This window comes from Paenibacillus alba (assembly GCF_013204855.1).
Taxonomy (GTDB): domain Bacteria; phylum Bacillota; class Bacilli; order Paenibacillales; family NBRC-103111; genus Paenibacillus_E; species Paenibacillus_E alba.
This window is the reverse complement of record NZ_JABMKZ010000018.1, coordinates 24,351-49,752: the sequence shown is the minus strand read 5'-3', so window position 1 is coordinate 49,752 and position 25,402 is coordinate 24,351. Positions and strand designations below refer to the sequence as shown.

Genomic DNA, 25,402 nt, shown 5'->3' with positions numbered 1-25,402 from the left:
GGACCGGCCTATGATTCATTAGGCGCATTGCCGTATTATCAGGATATGAGCAAATGAAATTTGCGTGTCTTTGCAACAAATCTAATGAAATATTTGGGGCTGTCCCTCAAGTAGATAAATCTACTGTGGGCAGCCTTTTTCATTCTGAAATGGGCTGCTTTTGACGAAAAGACAGCTGGAATCAGTGGGAAACCTGCCCAATTGCGGTTGACTTAAGTCGCATGAGTTTGGCTCAAGCTAGCGCAAGCTGGTAGTTTGTTCTTGGCATCCACATATCTCGCCTAATACCTGCGAAAATACATCCTTTTCGTTTGGAAAAAGGGGAAAATAGGGAAATGCCTGCAATTATGCATCCTTTCGAGACCGTTTTTCCAATCCTGGAGGGAAAAGCTTAAAAAGCCTGCATAATCGCAGGTTTTCTGCAGTTTTCGCACGATTTGAGCGGAAAAGCCTGCATTTTCGCAGGTTTTTCAACATCGGTGAGCCACGGACATCGCTTATAAACACTGTGCAACCTCTGAAGCGTTGAGGGGGCTCAGTGCCATGTTTGGCGAGCCGAAGCACGACCTGCTCATCCCTTTCCCGCGTCTCGGGTACGTTGGCGCTTTCGCTACCCATGGCTTTGAGCCAGCCCTATTGTTGCGTATGTGTAGTTCTGCCATCGATAGTTCGTTATTAAGAACAATAGGTTCACTCTGCGTTCATACTTTTTTGATAAGCTTTCCTCAGAAAGTTAAGAGGCAGCTATCAAAAAATGGGAATGTTGGAGGTTTAACATGTCATCGACTATGAGAAAAATATTTGGCAAAATGATGATGATGGCGATGCTGGTCGCTATAGTGGGGGCGAGTATAAGAGGCAGTGGATTGCCTGCAGCGGCAGAGGCTCCCTCATCTGCCGGGACATCCGTTAAATCGGACGGAGCGGCGGATTTGAATGATGTCGCCCAGCTAACGGCTTTCATTGACGGTATTATGAAGGGGCATATGGACAGCTTCAAAATTCCAGGCGCCGTCGTCTCGATCGTCAAGGATGGGAAGCCCCTGCTTGCTAAGGGGTATGGTCATTCGGACATTGAAGAGGGGAAGCTAGTTGATCCAGAGACCAGCCTCTTCCGAATCGCTTCGACAACGAAGCTGTTTACGTGGACAGCAGTCATGCAACTGGTCGAGCAAGGCAGGCTTGATCTGGATACAGACGTTAACACTTATTTAAAAACGTTGCGAATACCCGATACCTTTGCAGAGCCGATTACATTGCGCCATCTCTTGACCCATACGGCTGGATTTGAAGAAGGTGGCGTAGGCTATCAAATTACTACGGACCCTCAGAAGCTGCCAGTGTCGATTTCGGAAACGCTTTCCAAGCACATGATGGCACGAGTGAAGCCTCCGGGCGAGATTGCGTCTTATTCCAACTACGGCGCCTCATTGGCAGGGCTGATCGTTGAGGAGGTTAGTGGTACTCCATATAACGACTACATAAAGAAACATATTTTCGATCCGCTTGATATGAAATTTGCCACGGTTCAGGAACCCATTCCGGCGTCTTTGGAGCCATATGCGGTGAAGGGATATGCACGTGATAACGGTCAATTCGTTACGAAGCCGCTGACGTTCGAGGGAGGTTTTCGCCCAGCAGGGTCAGCGGCCGTATCGGGACTTGATATGGCGCATTTCATGATTGCCCATCTGCAGGACGGACGTTATGGGAATAAGCAAATCCTCAAGCCGGAATTCGCCAAATTGATGCATACAACGGCTTATCAGTTTGACAAGCGGCTGCCGGGAATGGCTCTTGGCTTCTATGAATTAAACATGAACGGACAGCGTGTTATTTCTCATGGGGGTGCAGACCCACTGTTCATTTCGGAGCTTTATCTTGTACCCGATAAGCAAATTGGCATCTTCGTTTCCTATAACGGCGGGGATGGCGGAACGGCATCGCAAGGGTTGTCGAAAGCCTTCTTTGATCGCTACTTCCCGGCGCCGGAAGTCAAGCTGCCTCCTGCAAATGCGGAGCTTGAAAATTCCTTGCAGAAATACGCTGGTTCCTATCAGTTTACACGCCGCAATTCTACCGATATAGATAAGTTTTTTAGTTTTATGTCGCAGATGAGTGTTGCCGTTTCGGATAATCGATTATCCCTTGGAAGCGGAGCCGAACAGCAAGTTTTCGCTTTGATCGCGCCTGATTTATTTCAGGAAGTCGGGGGCACGCATCAGATCGCATTTCGCACGGATGCATCTGGGAAAAGTACGCATATGCTGTTTGATTTTCTTCCCCAGATGCCGCTTGAGCGCACGCCGCTAATGGATCAGAATAAGTTCTGGTATCTCCTTATTGGCATCTCAATCGCGCTGTTCATTACTGTTTTGATAGGGTTTGCTTGCCGCAGGGGTGATATCAAAGCGATGCCGAAACCACAGAAGTGGGCAGTTCGACTGTCGGCGGTTACCGCTGCTTGGGCTTTAGCGACCTTAGCTGGTACATTCGTCGTGGTATTAAACATGGATATGCTGGATCGCTTAAGTCGTATTACACCATCGTTAAATCTCTATTTGTTCATGCCGATCATACTTGTTGGATTGACAGTTGCGATACTAGCTTTAAGCGTAATGGCGTGGAAAAGCAAGTATTGGACGATGCTGAAACGTGTGCATTATACGCTCGTTGCGCTATCGGCGGTGGTCTTGTGTTTGTTCTTCTATCATTGGAATTTATTGGGTTGGCATTTCGGTTGAACCCATATGCCGCCAATTCAGGAGCAATAGGACAGAGATTGGAGAGGAGCGGGTTCTTGTGGCTAAAATTCTTATCGCGGACGATGACGCCTACATTCGCGAGTTGATCACCTTATTTTTACGGAATGAAGGGTTCGAGATTCTGGAGGCAAGAGACGGAGCTGAAGCGCTTGCGATCATGGGAGAGACGCGTGTAGATTTAGTTATCCTCGACATTATGATGCCTGAATTAGACGGTTGGGAACTATGCAGGGAAATCAGGGGCATTGATGCGAATATCCCGCTTTTAATGGTCACGGTCAAGGGAGAATCCGGACAAAAAGTCAAGGGGTTTCAGCTTGGCACGGACGATTACTTAACGAAACCGTTCGACCCGTTTGAGCTTGTGATGAGAGTGAAGGCGCTGTTAAAACGGTATATGATCGTCTCTTCACAAACGATACAATTGGGTGGCATTATGCTGAATCGTCGCAACTTCCAAGTTATTCGAGGAGAGGAAATACTGAATCTGCCGTTAAAGGAGTTCGAGCTGTTATTCAAGCTGGCTAACCATCCTGGGCAAATCTTTACCCGGGAACAGTTGATCACGCATATCTGGGGGATGAATTACGAAGGCGATGATCGAACGGTAGATGTTCACATTAGTCGGCTTAGGGAAAGGTTTGCCGACGATTCCCATCATTTTCAAATTGAAACGGCCCGCAGTTTGGGGTATCGGCTTGTGATAACATGATAAAAACCTTATACGTTCGCGTCATTTATACGTTTCTTGCAGTCATTATGTTCAGTTTGCTATGCTCTTTTTTTATCGGTTACTCCGTATTCAAGACAGAAATCAATCATGCCGGACAAGAGGATATGATTGCTGTGGGTGAGGAAATCATCCGTCTTTATGATCAATCAAAGCCCGTTGACTGGGATGCGTTTGTAAAGCGCATGGTCAAGGTGTCCTCTTATCCGATTCATATTTATGATGATGCCAACAACGTAACGTTTTATAACCTAAAAGATACGCAAAGTGTTGAAATTACGCCGGAAACGGTTCAGCAGGTGCTGCGGGGACAATATTATCGTGCTCCGAGCAAAGCAAGCCAAACCTATATCGGTCTTCCTTTTTCAATGGAAGGCAAACCGCATGCTATGTTTATGCAGTTTTCCCCACAGAATGAAAATATCTTTAATCGGATGATTTTGTTTGTTTTGCTGCTTGCCTTGGTTATTGGAAGCCTCTGTATTTTGATTGCGGCCAGATACTTGGTGAAGCCCCTTCAGGCTTTGACACGTGCGACCAAACGACTAGCGAAGGGAGATTTCGACGTTGAGATCCAAACCAAACGCATGGATGAAATGGGCGCCTTGACTCAAAGTTTTAACGAGATGGCGAGCGAGCTTAAACAGCTCGAGAAGATGAGGCAGGATTTCGTATCGAACGTCTCCCACGAAATTCAAACCCCGTTAACGTCAATCTCCGGTTTTGCTACGGCCATGAAGAACAGCAGTCTGGTAGCGGAGAGTGATCGCAACTATTACCTGGATATCATTATTGTGGAGAGCGGGCGACTATCTCGGCTTAGCGATAATTTGCTCAAGCTCGCTTCTCTAGATTCGGAGCATCATCCGTTCGAGGCGGTTACGTATAATCTCGACGAGCAAATCAGGCAGCTGGTCGTTACTTGTGAGCCGCAGTGGTTGGCTAAGGGCATTCGCATCGAATTGGAAATGTCCAGCGGCGTCAAAATTACCGCAGATCAAGACCAGCTTAATCAAGTTTGGATGAATTTACTTGGCAATAGCATCAAGTTTACACCGATAGGCGGGCAGATCGAAATAAGACTGAATCATACAGTGAATAAAATCTTCTTCGCGATTAGTGATTCAGGGATTGGCGTAGCACCGGAGAAGCTTGATTATGTTTTCGAGCGATTTTACAAAACGGACCCGTCTCGCAACCGCAGCATTGGTGGCAATGGTTTGGGGCTTGCCATCGCGAAGAAAATCGTAACGCTGCATCATGGCAGTATCGGCATGAAAAGTCAGGTCGGCACAGGTACGACTGTGATTGTTCAGCTGCCTATCCGCTAATGCCCACTAATTCAAAGGTTAATTGGAGGTGATAAAGTGGTTCTTCAATCAAATCGATTGCACATTATAGACAGCATGCGGGGATTCAGCTTGCTGGGCATTTTGCTGGCGAATATGCTTATTTTTCAATATGGCATATGGGGAAAGGACGAAATAGCCTTATATTTCTTATCGCAAGCGGATTCGGCTGCCAGGACGCTCTTGCATATTTTCGTCGAGGGCAGCTTTATGCCTGTTTTTACATTTCTGTTCGGCTTCGGGATGATCAAGATGAAAGAGAGTCTTGAAGCAAAAGGCTTGAAGCCCAACAGATATTTGGCCCGGCGGTTTCTTTTGCTGTTTGCAGCAGGCATTGTGCATGGCACTTATTTGTGGGAAGGGGACATCCTAGGTTTCTATGGGGGCATGGGTTTCTTTCTGCTTCTTTTCATGAAGAGGAAAGCGAAAACGCTGCTGATATGGGGCGCATTGCTGCTGAGTTTGTTCGGCCTGCTGGGGTTAGTACCTGAAAGTACGAATAATCATTCCTTAACGGAAGATAAGATCCGCATGGAAACCTATGTGAAGGAAACGATCACGATTTACGGAACGGGCACCTACGAGGAGATCAAGCATCATCGGAATACGGCGGATCCACTTGGATTAAATGATTACTTGATTGTAGGCATGCTGCTGTTCGCGCCGCTGATGACGGCACCGTTGTTTCTGTTCGGCATGTATGCGGCCAAAAAACGATGGTTCCGCCAACCGGATGATGAACGATCCATGTATTTGAAAGGAATGCTCATTTTCTTGCCGACAGGACTCCTGTTGAAAGGGGTGAAGGCCGTGTTTCCTGGACAAGGCTGGAGTGAAATGAGCGAAATGATCGGAGGGAACCTCTTGTCACTGGGATACATTTTCGCTTTCTCACTGCTGTATGCGGCAGCCAAATCGTCGCCTTGGTTTTTGCGTTTCGAAGCTCTAGGGAAGTTATCTCTGACGAACTATCTATTGCAATCCGTCATCTGCACATCTATTTTTTATGGCTATGGAATGGGTTGGTTCGGCAAGCTGGGGGTAATCGCAGGCTGCGGACTAGCCCTTGTTATTTATATCGGTCAGCTCTTCCTAAGCCGTTGGTATCTGACACGCTTTCAATCCGGACCCGTGGAGCGGGTGCTCCGCATGTGGACGTATTTCTCCTTCAGCGGTAAATCCAAAAGCAAGGTTCCATAAGAATCCTCCTCCATGTAGCGAAGAGAGATCGATAGAGCGTTGGCCCATAAAGGGGCCAGCGTTTTTTTGCATGCTAGGGCTTAATTTTTAGATGTAAATCATCTAGTTAACTGATCCAGCATTGGCATAATAACTATGAGGGAACCCATAAATGTTCGTGTGGAAAGAATAAGGCTAGTAATGGCTAAATATTTATATTTATTTGGTCGGGTGATCAAGAATATATTCAGATAAATGCCAATCCAACACATAAACACACAGCAGTAAAATAAAGCAAAACTCGGAAGCAAAGGACCAGTCCAAAAGTGACTTGGAATATAAAAAGCAGAGTAAATAAAGTAGCAAAAGCTGTAGATTCCCAGTAACAATAAGATGAAAGAGCGAAAGTCATAAGTACTAAGTTTAAATAGTACTAGCGTCATTAGTTTAAGCCTACTAAACTCAATTTATAAGATTTGGATTGAGTTCGGAGGGAAGCTTATGACACTAGTCATTTTGTTTATAATCGGAATAACCATAGTAAGCGTCAAATACGGCCGTTATGGGGCGAGCTGGATGGTAGTTTTTGTTGAAGTCATCTTCGCTATCGGAATACCGGTATGTTTATTTTATCTATATAAGATTTGGTTCCCTAGCTATTATGGTGGATTCATTACAGGACTAGGGGCTCTCTTCGTTGCAAGTATGATGATTTTTGTGAATATAATATGTATCTATCCATTGACAAACTACCTTCGCAGCAAGCTCCAAAATAAGCTTATGGCTTGTTACATATATTTCCCCCTCATGTTACTCTCCGGTCTGATTCAATATATGTGGTTAGTTTGGCTAAACTGAATATGGACACAATGATGATGGGGGCATAATACGATGTTTAAGAATCAATCATACGGTTTAATGGTACCTATTTAATCGTTTTGAGGCGAGTGAGGGGATGCACATGAAAAAGCATGCAGACAGAGGGAACGACCTCTTCGAGCTGGTCATGTATGGAGTTGCGGCGGTTTGTTTTGTTTATTTCTTGATAAAGGGCAACTGGGCAAAAGTGTTGGAAGCTGCATTGATCATTGGGGTGCTGCTGCTGATTCGAGTCGTGGTGAAACTTACCAAAACGCCTATGTTTGCTGCGCTGAGGTTCTGCATTTTATTGTTCATTACGATCACCATGATTATGGCGAATGAGTTCGGATTTTACGGTATTATTCCCTATCTGGATAAGTTCGAGCATCTGTTTTCAGGTGTTATTTTATGCTTCGTCGGCTTATTAATTTATAAAAAGGCCAATGACAGTGGCAAAAGCAGTGCATCCAATCCCCGTGTTGCCATATGGCTGAGCCTTTTCTTTTCCATTGCGATGGCGGGAGTTTGGGAAATATATGAATTTACGACGGATCATTTCTTAGGTCTGAACTCGCAAAACGGCAGCTTGGTTGACACGATGACCGATATTATATGCGGTACTGCGGGTGCAATCGGAACGAGTATTTATTTGGCTTTTCAGGCGAAAAACAAAAAAATGCCTCTCTTGGATGAGAAGCATTGATTTTGAATGTTGACAGGTGATCTTGCTGCGGTGAAACGGAACTAGGGTACACTATTGTTAGGAAAATCAGCTAAACCTGAAGGAAACGGAACTGGGGTACGCTATTTGTCCCAAATAGCACGATTTGTGATCATAAAGTCTGAAATAGCGTACTGTAGTTCCGCTTCGTCCGGAATTTAACGCATTTTACTGAAATAGCGGATTCTAGTTCCTATTGAGCAAGTAGACTCCATCGAATTTAAAAACTTAAGCCGCCGCCGCCGCAGATGAAGCTGATTTGTTGCGGCTTCTTTTGCGTGCGTTGGCTTTGATGCGCCAGATGAAGAGGCCTGTAATCATGAGCGCGAGCGGCGTCATACCGAAGAAGAAGCTGATGATTTTGAGCGGTTCACCGCCCCATGTGGCGAAATGTAGGCCTTTTCTCCATGCGTTATACAGGTTGATCGCCAGATTGGGGTTCGTTTTGTATAAAATGGCCCCAGTGGAACCATCCATGTAAACAGTGCTGTTGCTGCCTGTGGAAGAACTGAAGCCTTCTTGCAAGCCGATTTGGTAGGATTGGCCAGCTTTTGGAGGCAGTTGTATTTTGATCAATTCACTTGTTGGATAGGTTTCTTTGACGATCTCAACTACACGATCCAGAGGAAGCGCGGCTGCGTCTTTCGTTTTGCTTTGTAAAGCTGTTGCCGGAATTTCTTCCTTCGCCTTGAAACCTACCCAAGTTGGGATCGATTTTTCGAAGGCGTTGATTGTACCCGTTAACGCCAAGACGAGCAGGAACGGAATGGAGATGATGCCTACGGTTTTATGCAAACTCATATTCTTCAACAGTTTTCCGCGATTGAGAACAACTCGAAAGCCTGTAGCGAGTTTACGAAGACCCGGCCACCATAGATAAATACCCGTTACGAGAATTAGAACGAGCGCGATGCCTAAGATCCCGACGACGGAAGCTGCCGGAACTTTACCGATCACGGAGGTCAGCAAGAAATAGCGATGAAGCTGATAGATGGTGGCAAAAGGCTCCAGACGGTCCACTTGTACGCGGCCAAAAGTATCTCCCGTGCCTGGATCGGCATAGACGGTGAAGTTTTCTTTGCCGCCATTAGCTTGGGCCAAATGAACATGATAGAAAGGATCATTGTTTGGATACTCGATCCGATCGGTAAAGAATCCAGGATTGGCCGAATCGGCATGCTGTTTAATGACAGATGGGCTAACATTGCCTGATGTGGCTGCGTGATTCACAGGATGCATCCAGCTCTCGACTTCAGGTTCAATCAGCAGAAGACTGCCTGTCGTACAGGTTAATACCACGAATAGGCCCAGCGTCAAACTGAGTATAAGATGGATGGCTAAAATGGTCTTTCTCATTACGTAATTCCCCCAGTATGCTATGTAGATATATCACTCTTGGTCGCTTGTTTAAATGATAATGATAATCATTCTACGAACAAACATTTATAATGATAATCATTATCAATTTAAATGTCAATAAAGTTTACATAAAAATCGGAATGGTTACGCTGAGACTTTTTTACGCACATAAGGGAGCTGCTTTGAGGAAAGCCGATAATGTTCAAAAGGTTAAAAAATTTAACGAAAAGGTCAAAAATCTGCCTATTCATGTATAAATTTTTCCAGCAGAATAGAAGGTGGCAGCTAGATTTGAACAAAAATGAAAGCGTTTTAATTATCGAAGAAAGGAGTCCAAATGCTAACATTTTGAAGACAGCTACAAATTCAAAGGAGGAAGAAGGTTATGATTTTACGGACGGATTATAAACGATCCATTTCGATTGTGCTTATTGTGGTTTGGCTTCTCAGCTTGACGATTGCTTTGCTCCCCAGCCATGTGAGCGCCGCAGGTGCAACTTATTATATCGATTCCGCCAATGGCAATGACAGCAACAGCGGAACAAGCACCAGTTCCCCATGGCAAAGCCTTGCCAAGGTTAACGCGACTACCTTTCAGCCAGGTGATCAAATTTTATTTAAAGCAGGAGGCATCTGGAACGGTCAATTGTGGCCAAAGGGGTCAGGCTCGGCGGGACTGCCAATCGTCATTGATCAATATGGAACAGGCAGCAAGCCGATCATTAATGGAGGCGGTTTAACCTTCTCACAGACGATAGCCAACTCAACCACAGCTTACAATACAGGCACTGTATTTTTGCGGAATCAGCAGTATTGGGAAATTAATAATCTGGAAGTCACCAATTTTAACGCTTCGGTAGACAACAGCTCGAATGCAAATGCGCTTTTTGCCGGCATATTTTTCGTTATTGATGCCAATGAGAGCGACAGTGTGTTTAATCATATTTACATCGAAAATTGTTATATCCATGATGTGAATGGCTATAAGAACGCCGGTGCCAAGGAAAATGGGGGGATTATCGGTACGATCGTAGGCACTTATACGACTTCGCAAGCGACGGTTTCGCGGTTCAACGATGTGCACATTGTTGGGAATACGATACGCAAAGTAGATCGGGTAGCGATTCGGACTGCTGCGCACAAAACCTATACGAACGACAATTCGTTCGGAACAACGGCAACCTATACGTATGGTGCTTGGAATACGGGCTTCTATATTGCTAACAACACCATGACCGATATCGGTGGAGATGGCATTATACTGAGAGACACGGATGGTGCCGTGGTGGAATATAACGTGGCAACCAGCTTCGGTACGAGAGTAGCCTCTTCCAATGCGATTGCCGCGATCTGGGTGACGGTGGCCAAAAACTCCGTTTTCCAATACAACGAAGCCTACGGAGGCCCGGTATCGAACCAAGATGGATGCGCTTACGACTTTGATTACTACTTGCAAAATACAACGTACCAATACAATTACAGCCATGACAATCCAATGGGCTACATGCTCTTAATGGGAGGCAATACGAACGATGTCATGCGCTACAACATCAGTCAAAATGACGGACTTATTTTCCGGCATTTCGCTTCGAATGAAACAAATCCAGCGAGTATGTACAACAATGTGTTTTATTATGACGGGCAAGTAAATAAAATCAGTGCGGATACGACGGTTAAATCGGGCTATAATTTCTACAATAATATTTTCTATAACACAAGTCCGACGAATACAACGAATTGGAACAGCAATATAGGATCACTTGGTTATAGCAACAATCTGTTCTATGAAGCGAGCGGTATTCACTCGGCCAGTGAGCCTGCTGATGCATTTAAAATAACGGCGGACCCTCAATTCCAGAATCCGGGCGGTGCGGGTATTGGTTTGGCGTCTGTATCTGCTTATCAATTGCAGACAGGATCTCCGGCGATTGGCGCAGGCAAGCTGATCTCGAATAATGGCGGTAAGGATTTCTTCGGCAATCCGGTTTCGAGCACGACAGTACCAAGCATCGGCATCTATGAAGGTACGGGCGTTGGGGCTGCTAATCCGACGTCATTCACGGCGACGGATGATTCTTTTGTACGCGATGGAAGTTATGCGGGTATGAATCAATCGGGCACAACCTCGGCAGTTGTAGAGGTTAAGGCAGATGCGTCATCCTATAGTCGGGAAGGGTATTTTAAATTCAATTTCGGCGCATATACAGGCTCCGTGAGCAATGCGATTATTACGCTGACGCCAACCGCGACTGGAGCTGCTGGCATTCAAAATAGAGTGGAGCTAGTGAGCGACAACACGTGGACGGAGGGGGCGATTACATGGAATAACAAGCCTGCGTCCAGCACCGTTCTGGGCAATTATACGATCGTGGCAGGAACGCCAATCCAAATTAATGTGACGTCCGAGGTGCAGGCTGCTATGGCAAGCGGGAAAAAAATATCCATTCGCGTCTATTGCACAACGCCTGCAGCAAGCACTAATCTGGTCACCTATGCGTCTAGTGAAAACAGCAATGCAAGTTTGCGGCCTGCACTTAGTATTACGCCTTAACCAACCGGGGGCAACCCTTTGCAATAGCGTTAAACGATAAAAGAAAGAAGTGAAACAACAAGGGTGTGGGCTGGGATAGACGCACTCTTGTTTGTACAGGAGGGAGGTTATGTTGTGCGGATGAAAGGACTGGCGATATGTCTTTCTGCTGTTCTGATTATTGGGGCAGGTATCCTAACATTCCGTCAGGAATCCGGTTTACAGAGCGTATCGCTGATTGCCAAAGTAGATGGTGTTCCTATCGAATACCGTGAATATCAACTTATTTTGCAAGATCTGAGAAGTACGACGCCTCCCGAGAAGCTAAAGGAGTTGGCGCTCAAATCGCTGACAGCTATTAAGGTTGAACAGGCTTGGGCCAAAGAAAAAGGGCTCATTGGCGATCTGAGCTACAGTAGTGAGCTGAAGCGCTGGAAGCAAGAAAATGAACGACGAAATCAAGCGGTTCGCCAGAAGAAACCGATCTATGGACCGATCCAATACGATGAGCGAGGATTTTATGAATATGAATTGTCTAATTTGCGAATTCGTTTGAAAGAAGCCGTATCCAAGCAAGATTATAAGATTTCTGATGACGTGCTGAAGACCAGGTACGAAGCGATTAAGGAGCAGCAATTCAAAAAGCCGGACACCATTCAGCTATGGAAGGTTGCCATTCCCGATCAGGACGGAAAAGGAAAAGCGCGTATGAAACAAGCTGGCGATAAGCTTGCCCAAGGCGAGGATTTCAAGCAGATCGCTCAGAGCTATGCGATTGATGGAAAAGGTTGGGAGCTAAGCATACATGCCAATAATCAGAAACAGATATCGGAAACAGCTCCGATATTGTTTGAGGAAGCCTTAAAGCTGCCGGCAGGTCAGCAAAGCCCGGTTTTCGAAGAAAACGGCACGCTGTTTATCGTGAAATGCGCAGCTCGGACGCAAGGGGGGTATGAGCCTTTTGAGCAGGTGAAACGGCAGGTCAGCTCCTTTTATGTGGAGGAGAAATATAAAGAAGAGGTAGATCGGAGGACGCAAGCAGCCATAACTGAAATTGTTCAGGCAAATTTGGATAAAGTCGAGATCACATAAGGAAGGTGTCGTGAGGAGATAAAAGGGATTACTGCTTAAAGCATGGTGCAGCTTGCCCTTTAGAAGTTCGCAAAAGCATTCAATCCCTAATGAGATAACCGGGCTCAATCTCAATCTCTATAAATCCAGCCAAATGGCGTGCTTGATAGTCAATCGGCTTGTTCCGGCCAATCATGATCATATTCTGCACATCCCGAGCTCCGTCAGCCGGCAAAGCGAAGGTCTTCGAGTAAGCAAATTCCTCGCGTAGTGTCGTATGGATGGCATGGATGAGCCGATCTTGCTGCCCTTTGCCGAATAGATTCATGATGACTGAACCTTCGGGTTGGAGCTTTTCACGGGTTAGCTTGAAAAAAGCCTGTGAGGTTAGATGCCGCGGCGTTCCTTTGGAGGTGAAGGCGTCCAAAATCAAATAATCATACGTATGCGGTTCTTCCTGTTCGAGTATAAGACGGCCATCGCCAATTACGACGTTGTTCTGGGTGTACTGGAAGAAACGCTTGCTTAATTCCACGACGGTAACGTCTAGCTCTGCTATTTTAAAGCGTTTCTCCGGCAAATGACCGGCGATCGTCCCGATCCCATGTCCGATGACGAATACATGCTCGAAGGAGCGATGATTCATTTCCATAAGGTGAATGATGGCCCGCGGGTATTCAAAAAGGATGCGTGCCGGATTATTGACATCCAAAGCACCTTGTATCGCATCATTTGAAAATTGCAAAACACGAAACAGACCTTTCTCGCCGTATAGCTCAGTGGTCTCATAGACAGAAATATCATGAATATCGTTGGATTCTCTAAACAATAGCTGCAAGTTTATAATCTCCTGTACGCTGTTTGAAGTGTATTATTTATAACGTATAGTCAAAATTTCTTACGTTGGAACCCTGACAAATTGTTGTCAGGGTATTGGTCGTATCATAAAGGAAACGCTTGACGATATCAACCAATTCGGGAGAAAAAGGGAGCAGCAATCATGAGCCATATTGCGAAAACGATGTACGATTTCCATGTCTGGGCGAATCAATCGATGTTAACTCACCTGCAGAAGCTGCCTAAGGATGTATACACAAGAGAGATTCAAAGTGCTTTTCCGACGATATCCAAAGGCATCTCCCATATTTACCTCGTGGACACGTGCTGGTTGGATATTGTGGCGGGAAAAAGCATGAAGGAAGCGATGGCCATTGATCCAGAGTGGTGCCAAGAAATAGAAACGAAAAATATGGAGGAAATGGTTGTCAGATAAACCAGTAGGACGGAAATGATCCTGCAGATTGTCAATCACGCAACCTACCATCGGGGCAATATTACAGCTATGCTGCGCCAAATGGGGCATGCCTCTGTGATGACGGAGTATGCGTTGTATTGGTATTCATGATGGATTACGGCTCAAACATTAGATCTATTTGTGCTTTGGATTATTTGCAGGAGAGTATTCCTGCAAATTTGCATCTTTTGGTGACTTGAAGCAACTGTAGGAGCAAATTCCTGCGATTGTGCATCTTTTTTGCTCTAAATCCACCTGCAGGACCTAAATTCCTGCAATTGTGCATCTTTTGGTGACTTTTTTTCTAGTTTTAGGAAGAATAATCTATAAATTCCTGCATAATTGCAGGCTTTTTCATTTTTCAGGCGATTTTGTTGAAAAAGCCTGCACTTTTGCAGTTTTTAGAGTGAGGAACCCTAGTGGTACCTGAATTCCTGCGATTGCTCATCTTTTGGCGGCTTTACACTTTTGCAGTTTTCAAAGTGACTACGCGCTCCTCGGGCACACGGGATTAGCTTAGTACCGCACCTTAAAGCTCCCGACAAACAGGGTCTAGTGACATGCCCGATCTTAAGAAAGCTGCCCACATTCTGTAGGTTCCCTCATGTTGATTTATGCCTTCCTGTACTATAATAAAGTAGATAAAGTCTGAGTTCTTAACCGAGGAAGGTGCTGGGGCCGCCTATGAATAAACAAGCTGTCTGGTCGCTGATTCCGCGAATGTTTCATTCGTTTTCTTTAAAACAGAGGATTTGGTTTACTTTTGTTGTTCTAATCACTTTGGGGCTGATGGCGACGGGGAGTATCGCTTATTTCATTGCTTCCAAGGAAATTCAGCGCAATGCGCTGCAATCCAGTCAAGATACCGTTAATCAATCCGCCCAAATCGTGAATGAGCGCCTCAAAAATATCGGAATCGCCGTTAGGGCGCTAATGTTCAGCGACGCCTTCAAACAGTTGATGAAGGATGTGCAGAGCGATGATCGATCAAGCTACTATAAATCGTTGACCGCTTTGCAGTATGTCTTCTCTCAAGTGAAATTTAACGATTCGATGATCGAAAGCATTCTGATCGCGACACCGATTGGAGATTTCTATCCGACTTCGAGTGTGCGAAATACGAGTAATTCTTTTTATAAATCGGAGATGTATGAGCATTTTCAGCAATTAAAGCGGGGCTTTTGGAGCAAGGGGCATGTGGATCCCTTTTTTACAGGCAAGCAAAGGGTGATTTCACTCGTTACCGAAGGCGTCGGGGAAGACTCATTTATGGTATATGAACCCACGAATGTATTCGTGGTGGTCAATGTGAAGGAAGATGACTTGCGCGATCTTTTTATGCAAAATTTGTCTCAAACCAATAAAAAGTACTATTTCATTGATTCCCAAGGTGAAGATGTCAACTATGCGGATCGAACGAGGGAAGGCGATTTCATTCAGAAGCCGACATTCGTGGAGCAATTGAGCAAGGAGATGAAGGGTTCCTTTTTCTATAGTAATGACAAGAAGGACTATTTGGTTAACTACTCACGTCTGGAGGTCAAGGACGATTGGATGATTGTTGGCGTGCAAGCGAAGGATGAGCTGTTGGCGAAACTAAATGGCATCAAGCGGGCTACGACCTATGTCATCCTTGGTTTTATCCTTTTGTCCCTATTCATTGCGAATAATTTGACCTATTTGCTGCTCAAACCTTTATTTAGGCTCCAGAAGCTTATGAAGCGGGTGGAAGAGAACGATCTTTCGGTTCGGTTTGAAAGCGTATATAAGGATGAAGTGTCGCAGGTTGGCTTCCGGTTCAACAGCATGCTGGATGAAATCAAGCAGTTGATTGAAGACGTCAAAAATCGCGAGAGGGACAAGCGGAAGGCTGAGATTAAAGCTTTGTCGGCGCAGATGGACCCGCACTTTTTCTATAATACGCTGAACACGATTTACTGCAAATCGGTACTCGGCGAGAACGAGGATGTGAATGAAATGATTCTGGCTTTATCCCAAATGTTTCAGATCAGCCTAAGCGGCGGCCGAGATCTGATTACGCTGGAGGAAGAACTGGATCATGTTCGTCAATATTTGGCCATCCAACAGAGGTCCTATGAGCATTTATTTGTGTGTCATTTTGAAATTGAAGAGCCGCTGCTTAAGTGTCTGGTTCCCAAAATAATGATCCAGCCTCTCATTGAAAATTGCATTTTACATGGGTTTAAAGATATGACCTCGGGTGGGGAGATCCGGCTTACGATCGAGACAGACGGGGACTGGCTCCATATAGCGGTGGAGGATAACGGGCAGGGGCTGATTCCAGAAAAGCTGCGGCAGAGTATTGCACATATCGCGTCATCCAAACATGGCTATGCGCTGCGCAACATTTATACGCGTTTACAGCTGTACTATGGAGAGCGCCATCGAATGGAAATTGCGAGCAATGAGCAAGGGGGAGCCCTTATCGAGCTATGGCTGCCCAGTTACGTAAGTGAGGAGGAATTCCATGAATCGACTGGTTAAGTTAGGTGTCGTAGACGATATCCGAAGCGTTGTAGATATGATTTCATCCAAAATTCCATGGCAGGATCACGGCATCGAAATCGTAGGCAGCGCGACAAATGGGGAGGAAGGGTTGGAGATGATTCGCGAGAGTCAGCCGGACCTGATTTTAACCGATATTCGTATGCCCAAAATGGATGGATTAGAAATGACGCGAAGCATTCTGGAGGTGCTGCCTGACAGTAAGGTCATCATTTTAAGCGCGTATACAGACTTTGATTATGCGCAAAAGGCGATCCAATACGGCGCGTTAGATTATGTGAAAAAGCCTTTCTCCATCGATCAAATTGTCAAAGCTGTGGTCAAGGCCAAAGAGGTTTGGGAGCAAGAGAATCTAAGCCGATCGCATGTTATTGGGCTGGAAAAGAAGATCAAGGAGAGCATGCCCGCCTTGCGGCAGGAGTATTTATCGCTGCTTGTTCATCATCAGACGAACGAAGCCGAATTGGCTAAATTATCAAGCTTTCTGGATATTCATGCGCTGACGCCGCCTTTTGCGGTGATGACCATTCAAATTGATCAGTTTACCGATAAATATGGCGAAGTGCCTGTGAAGGAGCTGGAGCTGGCGAGGTTTTCCTTGCAAAATATTGTGGAGGAGACGATTGCTTACTATACAACCGCAGTCGTGTTCAGGGAAGCTTTCAACCGATATATTTGTATTTTGAATATGCAAACGGAGGAGTCTCCGATTACGATAGCGGATCATTGCTGCGCGAACATTGCAAGGCATACCAAGTTCACCATATCCATCGGAATTGGTCTAAGTGTAGCTACTGTGCAGGAGCTTCCGAAGAGCTATCAGCAGTCGCTCAGCGCCTTATCTTATCATTTCTATACGGGGGGCAACGGGGCATTCAGTTATCATACGGATGCACAGGATCAGCCGGTGGAATGGATTTATACCGAGGACAGCGAGAACGAGTTCTTGTTTGCTTTCCGCTCCGGCAATCGCGACAAGTGCGTAGAATGGGGCATGGCGATCTTCGAGGAGATGGGCAAAACATCCGTCCTGCCGGAGCCGGGAGTCGTTGAACGACTGCTGCAAGGACTCGTCCTGCGCATGCTTCGTGTGCTTCTGGAGAAATTTCCGCGCGCCAGCTTGGCTGAGTTCGAAGCCAAGGTACAAGAAATCAAGAGCGACAGTGGGGCGGATTTGCACGGGTACCGCAGTTGGTTCATCGACTTATGCGATGTTGGATGCCGCCTTATTAATCAGGAGCGGGCCAGCGAATCGCAGAAGATCATTTATCGCTCCGCCGAATATATCAAATCGCACCTTCACGCGGATTTAACGTTGGAGCATTGCGCGAAGCAGGTGAATTTGAGCTGGGGTTATTACTCCAACCTGTTCAAGAAAGTGACGGGAACCGCTTTTCAGCAATTCGTGACACAAGCAAAGATCGAACGGGCGAAATCGATGCTGATTGAGGATTATCAAGTTCAGGAAATCGCCCAGCAGCTTGGGTATGAGCATAGACGATATTTCAGCGAAGTGTTCAAAAAGCAAACAGGCCTAACCCCAACCGAATTTAAAGAGATGTCTCTGGGCAAGTCCTCTCCGTCATGAGGGCTTGCCTATTTTCTGCCCTTCTAGGGTAGAATGTAGAAAAACCTGCCCTTATTCACGAGTTGACCTCATTATCAGAAGGAGCAAATTCTTTTAGTATAGGGAGTGTAAATAGAAGCATTTCCGCGAGAACTTCATAGGTATCGTAAACAGAAAAGGGAGGATTACACATGGTAAAAAGAATAGGGACGGTCACATTAAGCGTTGTACTTGCAAGCAGTTTGGCCGCATGCAGCAGCGGCAGCAACAACGCGGCTACGAGCCCGGCAGCATCTGCCAAGCCATCTGATCAAGCTGCGAGCACAGCACCTGTCAAGAAAGATAAGACGAAGCTCGTTTATTGGACGGGTGACCGCCATGATATGGATTACATCAAAAGCGTTGTACAAAAGTTCAATGAAACGAACAATGACAACATTGAAGTTGAAATGGTTGTCAAAACAGAGGATTTCAACCAAGCGATTGATTTGGCTTTTGCTTCCGGACAAGCGCCTGATATTATCCGTGTGAAGGAAAATACGATTCAGCCTTTTCAGGCCAAAGGGTACTTGAAGCCCATCGACAGCTACTTAAACGATGCGCTCAAAAAGAAATTCCCAATCATTGACGACTTCAATCGTTTGGACGGGAAAATCTACAGCCTTCCGAACTACGGCTCGACCTTGCGTTTAGTCTACAATAAGGAGCTGTTCGCCAAAGCAGGAATTGCTGCACCTCCGAAATCGTTGAAAGAAATGGTCGAGGATGCGAAGAAAATCACAGCAGTGGGCAAAGCTTCCGGCGCTTATGGTTTTGCGCAAAATTTCAAAAGTCCTGAAAGCGCACTAGGTCGCTCTGCAAGGGTTATTGCGGAAGCCAGCGGTTTCGGCGGGTTGGGCTTTGATTTCAAAACAGCGAAATTTGATTTCACCGGCTACAAAGATGTGATTCAATCTTTCAAACAGATGGTTGATGACGGCAGCACATTGCCAGGTATGGAATCCTTGGATATTGATCCGCTGCGCGCACAGTTTGCAGAAGGCAAGATCGGGATGTACATTTCCTTCTCCTCGGAACCAGGCGTGTACGCGAACCAATTCCCAGCCAAAATTGAATGGGCAGCTGCACCGGTTCCATCCATCGACGGCACGGTGAAAGGGGCGACATCCTTCTTGGGCGGACAATGGCTATCCATCAGCAACACGACCAAAAATGCGGATCAAGCCTGGAAATTCATGCAATTCATGTACGAGGATGATGTGTTGAAAACGTACCATGAAAAAGGCTTTGGGCTCTCCATGGTGCCATCCATTTCTGCTGCTGCCAAGAAACCGGAAATTAAAGGAATTGACGGATTCCTGCCAGTTGGCAATGACGGTACATGGCCACTGCAGCCAACCGTTACGGTTGAAGGCATGAAATTTAATGATGCGCTCTTCAAATACATGATCAGCGGCGGAAACTTGGATCAAATTATTCAAGATTTGAACAAACGGTACAATGATGCACTTGATAAAGCCGTTGCCAAAGGTACGGTGAAAGTACAGCCGAACCCGAGCTTTGATCCGATGAAGCTAATGGCCAAATAATGGTATAACGAGATCCATACGGCGAGAGTGGAGTGAATAACTCCACTCTCGCTCTCTACTTACACCTATATAGGAGGGGAACGGAATGAACCGAACACGTCAGATCGGGTTCTCATATTTATTCGTATTTCCGAGCTTTCTGCTGACAGTGGTGCTTGGCGTTTATCCGATTGGTTGGGCAATACGCTATATGTTCTATGATTACAAAGGCTTCGGGGATGCTTCATTTATTGGCTTCGATAATTTCAGAAGACTCTTCGAGGATTCCGAGTACTGGCATTCTGTCTTGAATACGTTCGTTTATGCGGGTGGGAAATTGCTCATTACGCTGCCTTTAAGCTTGATTCTTGCCGTGATTCTAAATCAAAAGCTGCGGGGTCGGAACTGGCTGAGAGCCATCTATTTCATGCCAACGATCATTAGCTCGGCTGTTATGGCTGTCGTATTTTTCATCATCTTCAATTCGTACAACGGCATTTTAAACCAATATTTATTAAAGTTTCACATCATTTCGGAAAGAATCGATTGGCTCGGGCCGAAGCACGCGATGCTGACAACGATCCTCATTGCAGCTTGGGGTGCGGTGGGCAACTACATGCTTTTGTTCCTGGCCGGTCTTCAAAATATTCCTAACGATGTCTATGAAAGCTCATCGCTGGACGGTGCAAATAAATGGCAGCAATTCTGGTATTTAACGATCCCGATGCTGGGACCCGTACTGCAAATTGTCATTATGCTGGCGATTATTAACTCACTTAAAGGCTATGAAAGCATTATGGTATTAACCGAGGGTGGTCCGGTTGGCAAGACCGAAGTGATGTATTTATACGTGTATAAACTATTCTTCCCTACACCATCAGGTTCAGTGACAGATCAACAATTCGGCTATGGCAGCGCCGTAGGATTCGTTACGGCTGTTATTGTAGGAATCATCACGTTGGCCTACCACGCTATGTCCAGACGCCTGAACAAACTTCAATAAGGAAGGAGACAGCATGATGGAGGCAGTAACGGATTTATCCAGCAGTCGAGCAAATAAAAGCACACATCCGGTTTCGTTTGGGAAAATAAGCGGAAGAGTGCTGCTTTGGATGTTTTTAATCGTCACAGCGCTTGTTATTGTATTTCCGGTTGTGGTGACCTTTCTAGGTTCACTTATGTCCAATATGGAGATTACCAAAGGCGGGACCATTTTCCCTTCCTCACTTCACTTCGAGAATTACTCGGAAGCGTGGGTTCAAGCCAATTTTGCCAGATTCACATGGAACAGCTTGTTTCTAAGCGGAGCAACGACAATCGGAACACTGATCGTAGCATCAATGGCGGCTTACGTCGTTGAACGGATTGCGTTCCCCGGAAAGGCTGTTTTCGTCGCTATTCAAGCATCCACGATGTTTATCTCGATCGGTGCTGTCGTGATTAGGCCGCAGTTCGAGCTGATGGTGAAGCTTCATCTTCATACGAATTTATGGGGCGTTGTCCTTATTTTAATTAGCGGCCACGCCTATATTTTCTTTATTTTGCTGAGCTTTTTGCAGGGGATATCCCGCGAGCTCGATGAGGCTGCACGGATTGACGGCTGTACCAATGCCGGGATCTTCTGGCGAATTATTTTGCCTTTAATGCGTCCGGGATTAGGGGTTGGAGCACTCTTCACATTCTGCGGAGCTTGGAACGAGTATTTGCGTCCGCTGGTATTTACGATGACGAACCCTAAGCTTCAAACGTTGACGGTAGGATTGTCCTATCTTCGTTATGGATCATCGGCTGCGGTTCAAACGCACTATATGCTGGCAGGAGCTTGCTTATCCATTCTGCCGCTTCTGGTTGTGTATATGATCGCGAATAAATCGTTCATGCAAATGACGGCAGGTTCACTGAAAGGCTAGGAGGTCAGAGACACGTATGGATACAAATCGTCTGCAACGGCTTCGTACAAATGCGAGCAGCCCAGAGTTTGCCGAGGCTATGGCTCTTCTGCGGCAGGAAGCGGAGGAGGCTTCCCGCATTACGTATACGATCCAGCCTAACGAGCAGGGGCAATGGACGCATTATTATCATTGCCATGAGGATGGAACTCGCTTGACCTTTGATTGGCAGGAGCCGCTCCTGCATCGGTGCCCGACATGCGGCAGAGGACGAACCGGCGAACCTTTTGACTCCGCCTGGACATCCATTGCGCATAGCTTAATTGGCCGCGCCGTTTATCATATGGCTTTATTGGCTGCAATCGAGCCTGATGCGAATCGCTTAGCCATGGTGAAATCTTATCTCATGGCTTATGCGAATCAGTATGAAACGTATGGCATTCATGGCGATATTCCTTATAATGGGCCTGGTAAATTGTTTGCCCAAACCTTGGATGAGGCACATTGGATTATCGATCTTGCCATGGGATACGATGTGATCAAGGAGCATCTGACAGCGGAGGAAGAAACACATATTCGCGGAGGACTGCTTGAACCCTGCGCACAATTTCTGATAGCCCACAAAGAGAGTCAAATTCATAATCATTCGGTGCTGATTACTTCTGCAATTGCCTCCATCGGACTTTTGCTTCGCGATACGGATATCTTCTTGTCTGGGCTGGAAGGCCAATATGGCTTGCATGATCAATTGGAACGCGGGATATTTGAGGATGGATTATGGTACGAAGGCAATGTCCAGTATCACTTCTATGCATTTAAATCGCTGCTGCATTACGCGTTAATTGCCGAAGGAACAGAAGCGGATATTTGGAGCCATCAAGGAATTAAATCAATGTTCGATTATCCGCTGCATTTTGTGCTGCCCAGCGGCGCTATGCCAACGTTGAATGATGCCGGACTAGGAGACAGCATCGGTGCGTATACGCCGTATTATGAAATCGCGTTGGACATCTATGGCGACGAGATATACCGTTCATTGCTGAATACCGCTTATGGCACTGAATGGGCGGATAAGCACTATATAAGCGTGAAGACGGTCAGCCGCAGCTCCGTGTATGCCTTGCTGTTCGGTCAGTCCTTGGAACCGTCCAAGGATAGCGAATCCGTATCCCTGTGGGGGACGTCACATCGAACGCAAACCTTTCCGGCAAGCGGTTTGACCAAGCTGGTTCACCGCCAAGGCTGGGAGGTTATTCTGAAGCACAGCCGCTTCGGGGGTGAGCACGATCATATGGACCGCTTGGGGTTGTCGGCTGTGTATGGCGGAGTCCCCTTGCTTATTGATCCGGGGACTACCGCATATGGCATCCCTGCGCATTATGGTTGGTTTAAGCACACATATTCCCACAATACCGTGAGTATGAATGGGGCGGACCAGTCGCCGCGGGACGGGCGTATCGTGCAGCTTGAGGAACAACCTTGGGGAGTATGGGCCGAGATGGCCGTGGATTGGCTGGCTGATGATTTTCATATGAAGGATAACATTATGATGCCAGAGGAGCTAAATCCATGGGATGTTCAAGCCTACGAAGGTACCCGTCTGCAGCGGATTAATGCGCTGTCCGAAGACCATTTGCTGGATATCGTTTGTGTCCGTGTACCGGAGCTGCGCGATGTTCATTGGATGAACCATTTTAGCGGGACGCTGCTGGGAACGGATGAGCAAGCTTGGATGGCGACGGAAGAACCGCTTGGCAAGCTGGATCAGAAGTGGCTCAAAGAGAAAAAGAAGCTGGCGAATGCTGAGCGCGCCTTCTCCTATCAGATGTGCGAAGGAACCTTGGAGCAGTTAACCTGGTGTTCGCAGCCTGTAGACATTTATACGGCTTTAACGCCGGACAATCCGCCGAATTCGAGCCGTACTTCACTGATTCAGCGAGTCGCGGCAGAGAAAAGCGTTATATTCGTTCAAGCTATTTTCTATAAACCGAATGAGAAAGTCACGGATCAATCTGTGAAGCCCGGCACCATTCTGGTTTCGGGGGATGAGGAAAGCGGATATCTCATTAAGCTGGTTAGGGACGGCTCGGAGCATCGCTACGCGTTTGCTGTACAGAGTGATAAAGCGAACTTAAGCAAAGTGTAGAATCTTTGGTCTAATAATGATGCTTTGAAATCGACGCTTAGGAGCGATATCCGGGGAATCATTACTACCGGTGGATCGTGCATTCCATTGCCATGCAGCAAGGGTGGAGCGGGTCGCTTGTTGAAGCGATGGGCGGAAGCGGATGGCTTTTGCCGAGGTCGAGATTTAGTAAGCACTATATGGCATAACGGATACAATGACCTGCTAAGGCTATGGGCCTAATGGCGGGTCATTTTTTGTCGGATTTGCAATAAATTTATGCAAGATATGGTAGTCATCCTCCCCATTTTCAGCTACACTGAAGGAAGCAAAAGTTAAATATGATGCAAAATTGGGGTGCCAAATATGGCTAAGAAAGGTTTATCGATCGGGAAGAAAGCAGCACCATTTCGATTAGATTCTACGCAAGGGCTTAAAGGTTTGGAAGAGTTCAAAGGAAAGCCGTTAGTCATTATTTTCTTGCGCGGAACATGGTGCCACAACTGCCAGAAGCAGATGCCGGAATTAAACGAATATTACGAGCGCTTTGTGAATAAAGGCGTTAATCTGATTGCCATTGCTGGCCAAAAACTGGCTAATATCAAGGACTATGCGGCAGCCAAAGGCATTAAATTCCCTATTTTATCCGATGAAACCAGAGAAGTAATCAAGTCCTATGAGGTTTTCACGCCGATTAAGTGGGACTCTTTTCGTATTGCCATTCCAAGCACCTATATTATTGATGAAAATCAAATGATTCGTTATTCCTATATTGGCGAGAATCAAGCAGATCGGCCATCGGCAAAGGAAATTCTCGAAGTCATTGATACGCTGTCGATTGTCTCGGATGACACTGGTTCCATTCAAGAGGAGCTTCCGGTTTTCTTGGCGAATATGAAGTCTACACTCGAGCATGTAAATACATCTGCCGCCTACGTAACGAAGAGTGTAGAGGGCAATCTGCATAATATTGAAGGATTAAAGAAGGCTTCCCAACGAAACTACGAGCATTTAGAGGGGGCCGTGGACAATTATCAGAAGAAGTCGAGCGAGTTAAACGAATTCAGCCAGCAGCTCAATACCACTTCCGATGAATTCACTGATATCCAGCAGATGAATGAACAATTAAGCCATAATATTCAAACGACACGCGGATTAATGGATGAATTGATCAGCATGACGAATGTCGTTAATGACATGAGCGTGGTCATCTCGCAAATTTCCAAACAAACCAAAATTCTCGCCTTGAACGCTTCGATCGAAGCAGCTCGCGCGGGTGAGCATGGCAAGGGCTTCGCTGTAGTCGCCCAGGAAGTAAGCAAGCTGGCGCATGGCACGGAGGAATCGGCGGGCAGTATTACGGCCCAACTGCAAGCCATTGATGAGAAAATCAATCAAAGCTTCTCTTCGTTCGCTACCTTTGAGATGACGATGAACACCGTTCGAGAACGCATTTCAGTCAATTCCTCTCAAATCCTCACCATCTCGGATGGGATCAAGAGCATTGCAGATGACTCCTTGCAGCTGGGTGAAGAGTTAAACCAGATCAAGGACAGCCAGCAGCATGCACAGATTGATTTGAGCCAAATTCAAGAGGTAGAAACGACGATTAATTCCGAAGTCAATGACATCTTGCATGATATGCATTATCATGTCGATCAGTTGAATGCTTTGGATGAGAGAATGAAAAAGAAGTGAAGCAGAATTTAGTGAATGCGGAGTGAGAACTTAGCAATTACATAAGGAAAGAGTTCGAAGAAGTCCCTCCATGTAAGCCCTTTGGCTTAGTGGAAGGGGCTTTTTGTTGGCTTGGTCCCTGGGGGGCAAATAATTAATAGTCGGGAAGAGATCGCTTTTTACATGCAAAG

General features: G+C 46.2%; 16 protein-coding genes and 1 pseudogene. 15 read left to right on the top strand and 2 right to left on the bottom strand.

The annotated features are described in order from the left end of the window. The first annotated feature begins 776 nt into the window (after positions 1–776). The 5 genes from HQN90_RS21365 (at position 777) to HQN90_RS21345 (ending at position 7,587) form a co-directional block, all read left to right on the top strand. Positions 777–2,744, top strand: a complete 1,968-nt coding sequence (locus HQN90_RS21365; RefSeq protein WP_173222426.1) for a serine hydrolase domain-containing protein — start codon at positions 777–779, stop codon at positions 2,742–2,744. A 58-nt stretch (positions 2,745–2,802) separates the two neighbouring features. Beyond that, positions 2,803–3,477, top strand: coding sequence for a response regulator (locus tag HQN90_RS21360; protein WP_173222424.1), 675 nt, complete (start codon positions 2,803–2,805; stop codon positions 3,475–3,477). Next, positions 3,474–4,826 carry a sensor histidine kinase gene (locus HQN90_RS21355; protein WP_173222422.1) on the top strand — a complete coding sequence of 451 codons (1,353 nt, stop codon included), beginning with the start codon at positions 3,474–3,476 and terminating at the stop codon, positions 4,824–4,826. Before HQN90_RS21360 ends, HQN90_RS21355 begins: the two co-directional genes overlap by 4 nt. A gap of 36 nt (positions 4,827–4,862) precedes the next feature. Continuing rightward, positions 4,863–6,044 (top strand): DUF418 domain-containing protein, encoded by a 1,182-nt coding sequence (locus HQN90_RS21350; protein WP_173222420.1) that lies wholly within the window; start codon positions 4,863–4,865, stop codon positions 6,042–6,044. 940 nt (positions 6,045–6,984) lie between these two features. Further along, complete coding sequence (locus HQN90_RS21345; RefSeq protein WP_173222368.1) at positions 6,985–7,587, top strand: DUF2238 domain-containing protein; 603 nt, start codon at positions 6,985–6,987, stop codon at positions 7,585–7,587. A 246-nt stretch (positions 7,588–7,833) separates the two neighbouring features. On the opposite strand, the gene HQN90_RS21340 is transcribed toward HQN90_RS21345, so the two are convergent. Next, positions 7,834–8,961, bottom strand: a complete 1,128-nt coding sequence (locus tag HQN90_RS21340) for a PepSY-associated TM helix domain-containing protein (protein WP_173222418.1) — start codon at positions 8,959–8,961, stop codon at positions 7,834–7,836. Between the two features lie 388 nt (positions 8,962–9,349). On the opposite strand from HQN90_RS21340, the gene HQN90_RS21335 reads away from it, so the two are divergent. Both HQN90_RS21335 and HQN90_RS21330 read left to right on the top strand, forming a co-directional pair. Further along, positions 9,350–11,515 carry a CBM96 family carbohydrate-binding protein gene (locus HQN90_RS21335; protein ID WP_173222416.1) on the top strand — a complete coding sequence of 722 codons (2,166 nt, stop codon included), beginning with the start codon at positions 9,350–9,352 and terminating at the stop codon, positions 11,513–11,515. Between the two features lie 120 nt (positions 11,516–11,635). Continuing rightward, positions 11,636–12,586 (top strand): peptidyl-prolyl cis-trans isomerase, encoded by a 951-nt coding sequence (locus tag HQN90_RS21330; RefSeq protein WP_246362724.1) that lies wholly within the window; start codon positions 11,636–11,638, stop codon positions 12,584–12,586. Between the two features lie 79 nt (positions 12,587–12,665). On the opposite strand, the gene HQN90_RS21325 is transcribed toward HQN90_RS21330, so the two are convergent. Then, positions 12,666–13,403: a spermidine synthase gene (locus HQN90_RS21325; RefSeq protein WP_173222412.1), complete on the bottom strand. Its 738-nt coding sequence runs from the start codon at positions 13,401–13,403 to the stop codon at positions 12,666–12,668. Between the two features lie 162 nt (positions 13,404–13,565). Between HQN90_RS21325 and HQN90_RS21320 the strand changes: the two are divergent. From HQN90_RS21320 to HQN90_RS21285, 8 genes and pseudogenes are all read left to right on the top strand, one after another. Continuing rightward, positions 13,566–13,970 (top strand): annotated as a pseudogene (locus tag HQN90_RS21320) (DinB family protein). 573 nt (positions 13,971–14,543) lie between these two features. Continuing rightward, positions 14,544–16,364 carry a sensor histidine kinase gene (locus HQN90_RS21315; protein WP_173222410.1) on the top strand — a complete coding sequence of 607 codons (1,821 nt, stop codon included), beginning with the start codon at positions 14,544–14,546 and terminating at the stop codon, positions 16,362–16,364. Beyond that, a complete protein-coding gene (locus tag HQN90_RS21310) occupies positions 16,348–17,973 on the top strand; it encodes a response regulator (RefSeq protein ID WP_173222408.1) in 1,626 nt (541 codons plus the stop codon). Before HQN90_RS21315 ends, HQN90_RS21310 begins: the two co-directional genes overlap by 17 nt. Positions 17,974–18,143: 170 nt before the next feature. After that, the gene (locus tag HQN90_RS21305) at positions 18,144–19,541 is read left to right on the top strand and encodes an ABC transporter substrate-binding protein (protein WP_173222406.1); all 1,398 of its coding nucleotides are present in this window, start codon (positions 18,144–18,146) and stop codon (positions 19,539–19,541) included. An 85-nt stretch (positions 19,542–19,626) separates the two neighbouring features. Beyond that, positions 19,627–20,523, top strand: a complete 897-nt coding sequence (locus HQN90_RS21300) for a carbohydrate ABC transporter permease (protein ID WP_173222404.1) — start codon at positions 19,627–19,629, stop codon at positions 20,521–20,523. 13 nt (positions 20,524–20,536) lie between these two features. After that, on the top strand, positions 20,537–21,430 hold the full coding sequence (locus HQN90_RS21295) for a carbohydrate ABC transporter permease (RefSeq protein ID WP_411830224.1): 894 nt from the start codon (positions 20,537–20,539) through the stop codon (positions 21,428–21,430). Between the two features lie 16 nt (positions 21,431–21,446). Next, positions 21,447–23,555 carry a heparinase II/III domain-containing protein gene (locus tag HQN90_RS21290; protein ID WP_173222402.1) on the top strand — a complete coding sequence of 703 codons (2,109 nt, stop codon included), beginning with the start codon at positions 21,447–21,449 and terminating at the stop codon, positions 23,553–23,555. A gap of 345 nt (positions 23,556–23,900) precedes the next feature. After that, positions 23,901–25,232: a redoxin domain-containing protein gene (locus tag HQN90_RS21285; protein ID WP_173222400.1), complete on the top strand. Its 1,332-nt coding sequence runs from the start codon at positions 23,901–23,903 to the stop codon at positions 25,230–25,232. Positions 25,233–25,402 lie beyond the last annotated feature (170 nt).

What these genes read in the sequence shown, in the direction of transcription:
- HQN90_RS21365 (WP_173222426.1), top strand. Translation starts at nt 777, where the DNA reads ATGTCATCGACTATGAGAAAAATATTTGGCAAAATGATGATGATGGCG.
- HQN90_RS21355 (WP_173222422.1), top strand. Translation starts at nt 3,474, where the DNA reads ATGATAAAAACCTTATACGTTCGCGTCATTTATACGTTTCTTGCAGTC.
- HQN90_RS21345 (WP_173222368.1), top strand. Translation starts at nt 6,985, where the DNA reads ATGAAAAAGCATGCAGACAGAGGGAACGACCTCTTCGAGCTGGTCATG.
- HQN90_RS21340 (WP_173222418.1), bottom strand. Translation starts at nt 8,961, where the DNA reads ATGAGAAAGACCATTTTAGCCATCCATCTTATACTCAGTTTGACGCTG.
- HQN90_RS21335 (WP_173222416.1), top strand. Translation starts at nt 9,350, where the DNA reads ATGATTTTACGGACGGATTATAAACGATCCATTTCGATTGTGCTTATT.
- HQN90_RS21330 (WP_246362724.1), top strand. Translation starts at nt 11,636, where the DNA reads ATGAAAGGACTGGCGATATGTCTTTCTGCTGTTCTGATTATTGGGGCA.
- HQN90_RS21315 (WP_173222410.1), top strand. Translation starts at nt 14,544, where the DNA reads ATGAATAAACAAGCTGTCTGGTCGCTGATTCCGCGAATGTTTCATTCG.
- HQN90_RS21310 (WP_173222408.1), top strand. Translation starts at nt 16,348, where the DNA reads ATGAATCGACTGGTTAAGTTAGGTGTCGTAGACGATATCCGAAGCGTT.
- HQN90_RS21305 (WP_173222406.1), top strand. Translation starts at nt 18,144, where the DNA reads ATGGTAAAAAGAATAGGGACGGTCACATTAAGCGTTGTACTTGCAAGC.
- HQN90_RS21300 (WP_173222404.1), top strand. Translation starts at nt 19,627, where the DNA reads ATGAACCGAACACGTCAGATCGGGTTCTCATATTTATTCGTATTTCCG.
- HQN90_RS21295 (WP_411830224.1), top strand. Translation starts at nt 20,537, where the DNA reads ATGATGGAGGCAGTAACGGATTTATCCAGCAGTCGAGCAAATAAAAGC.
- HQN90_RS21290 (WP_173222402.1), top strand. Translation starts at nt 21,447, where the DNA reads ATGGATACAAATCGTCTGCAACGGCTTCGTACAAATGCGAGCAGCCCA.
- HQN90_RS21285 (WP_173222400.1), top strand. Translation starts at nt 23,901, where the DNA reads ATGGCTAAGAAAGGTTTATCGATCGGGAAGAAAGCAGCACCATTTCGA.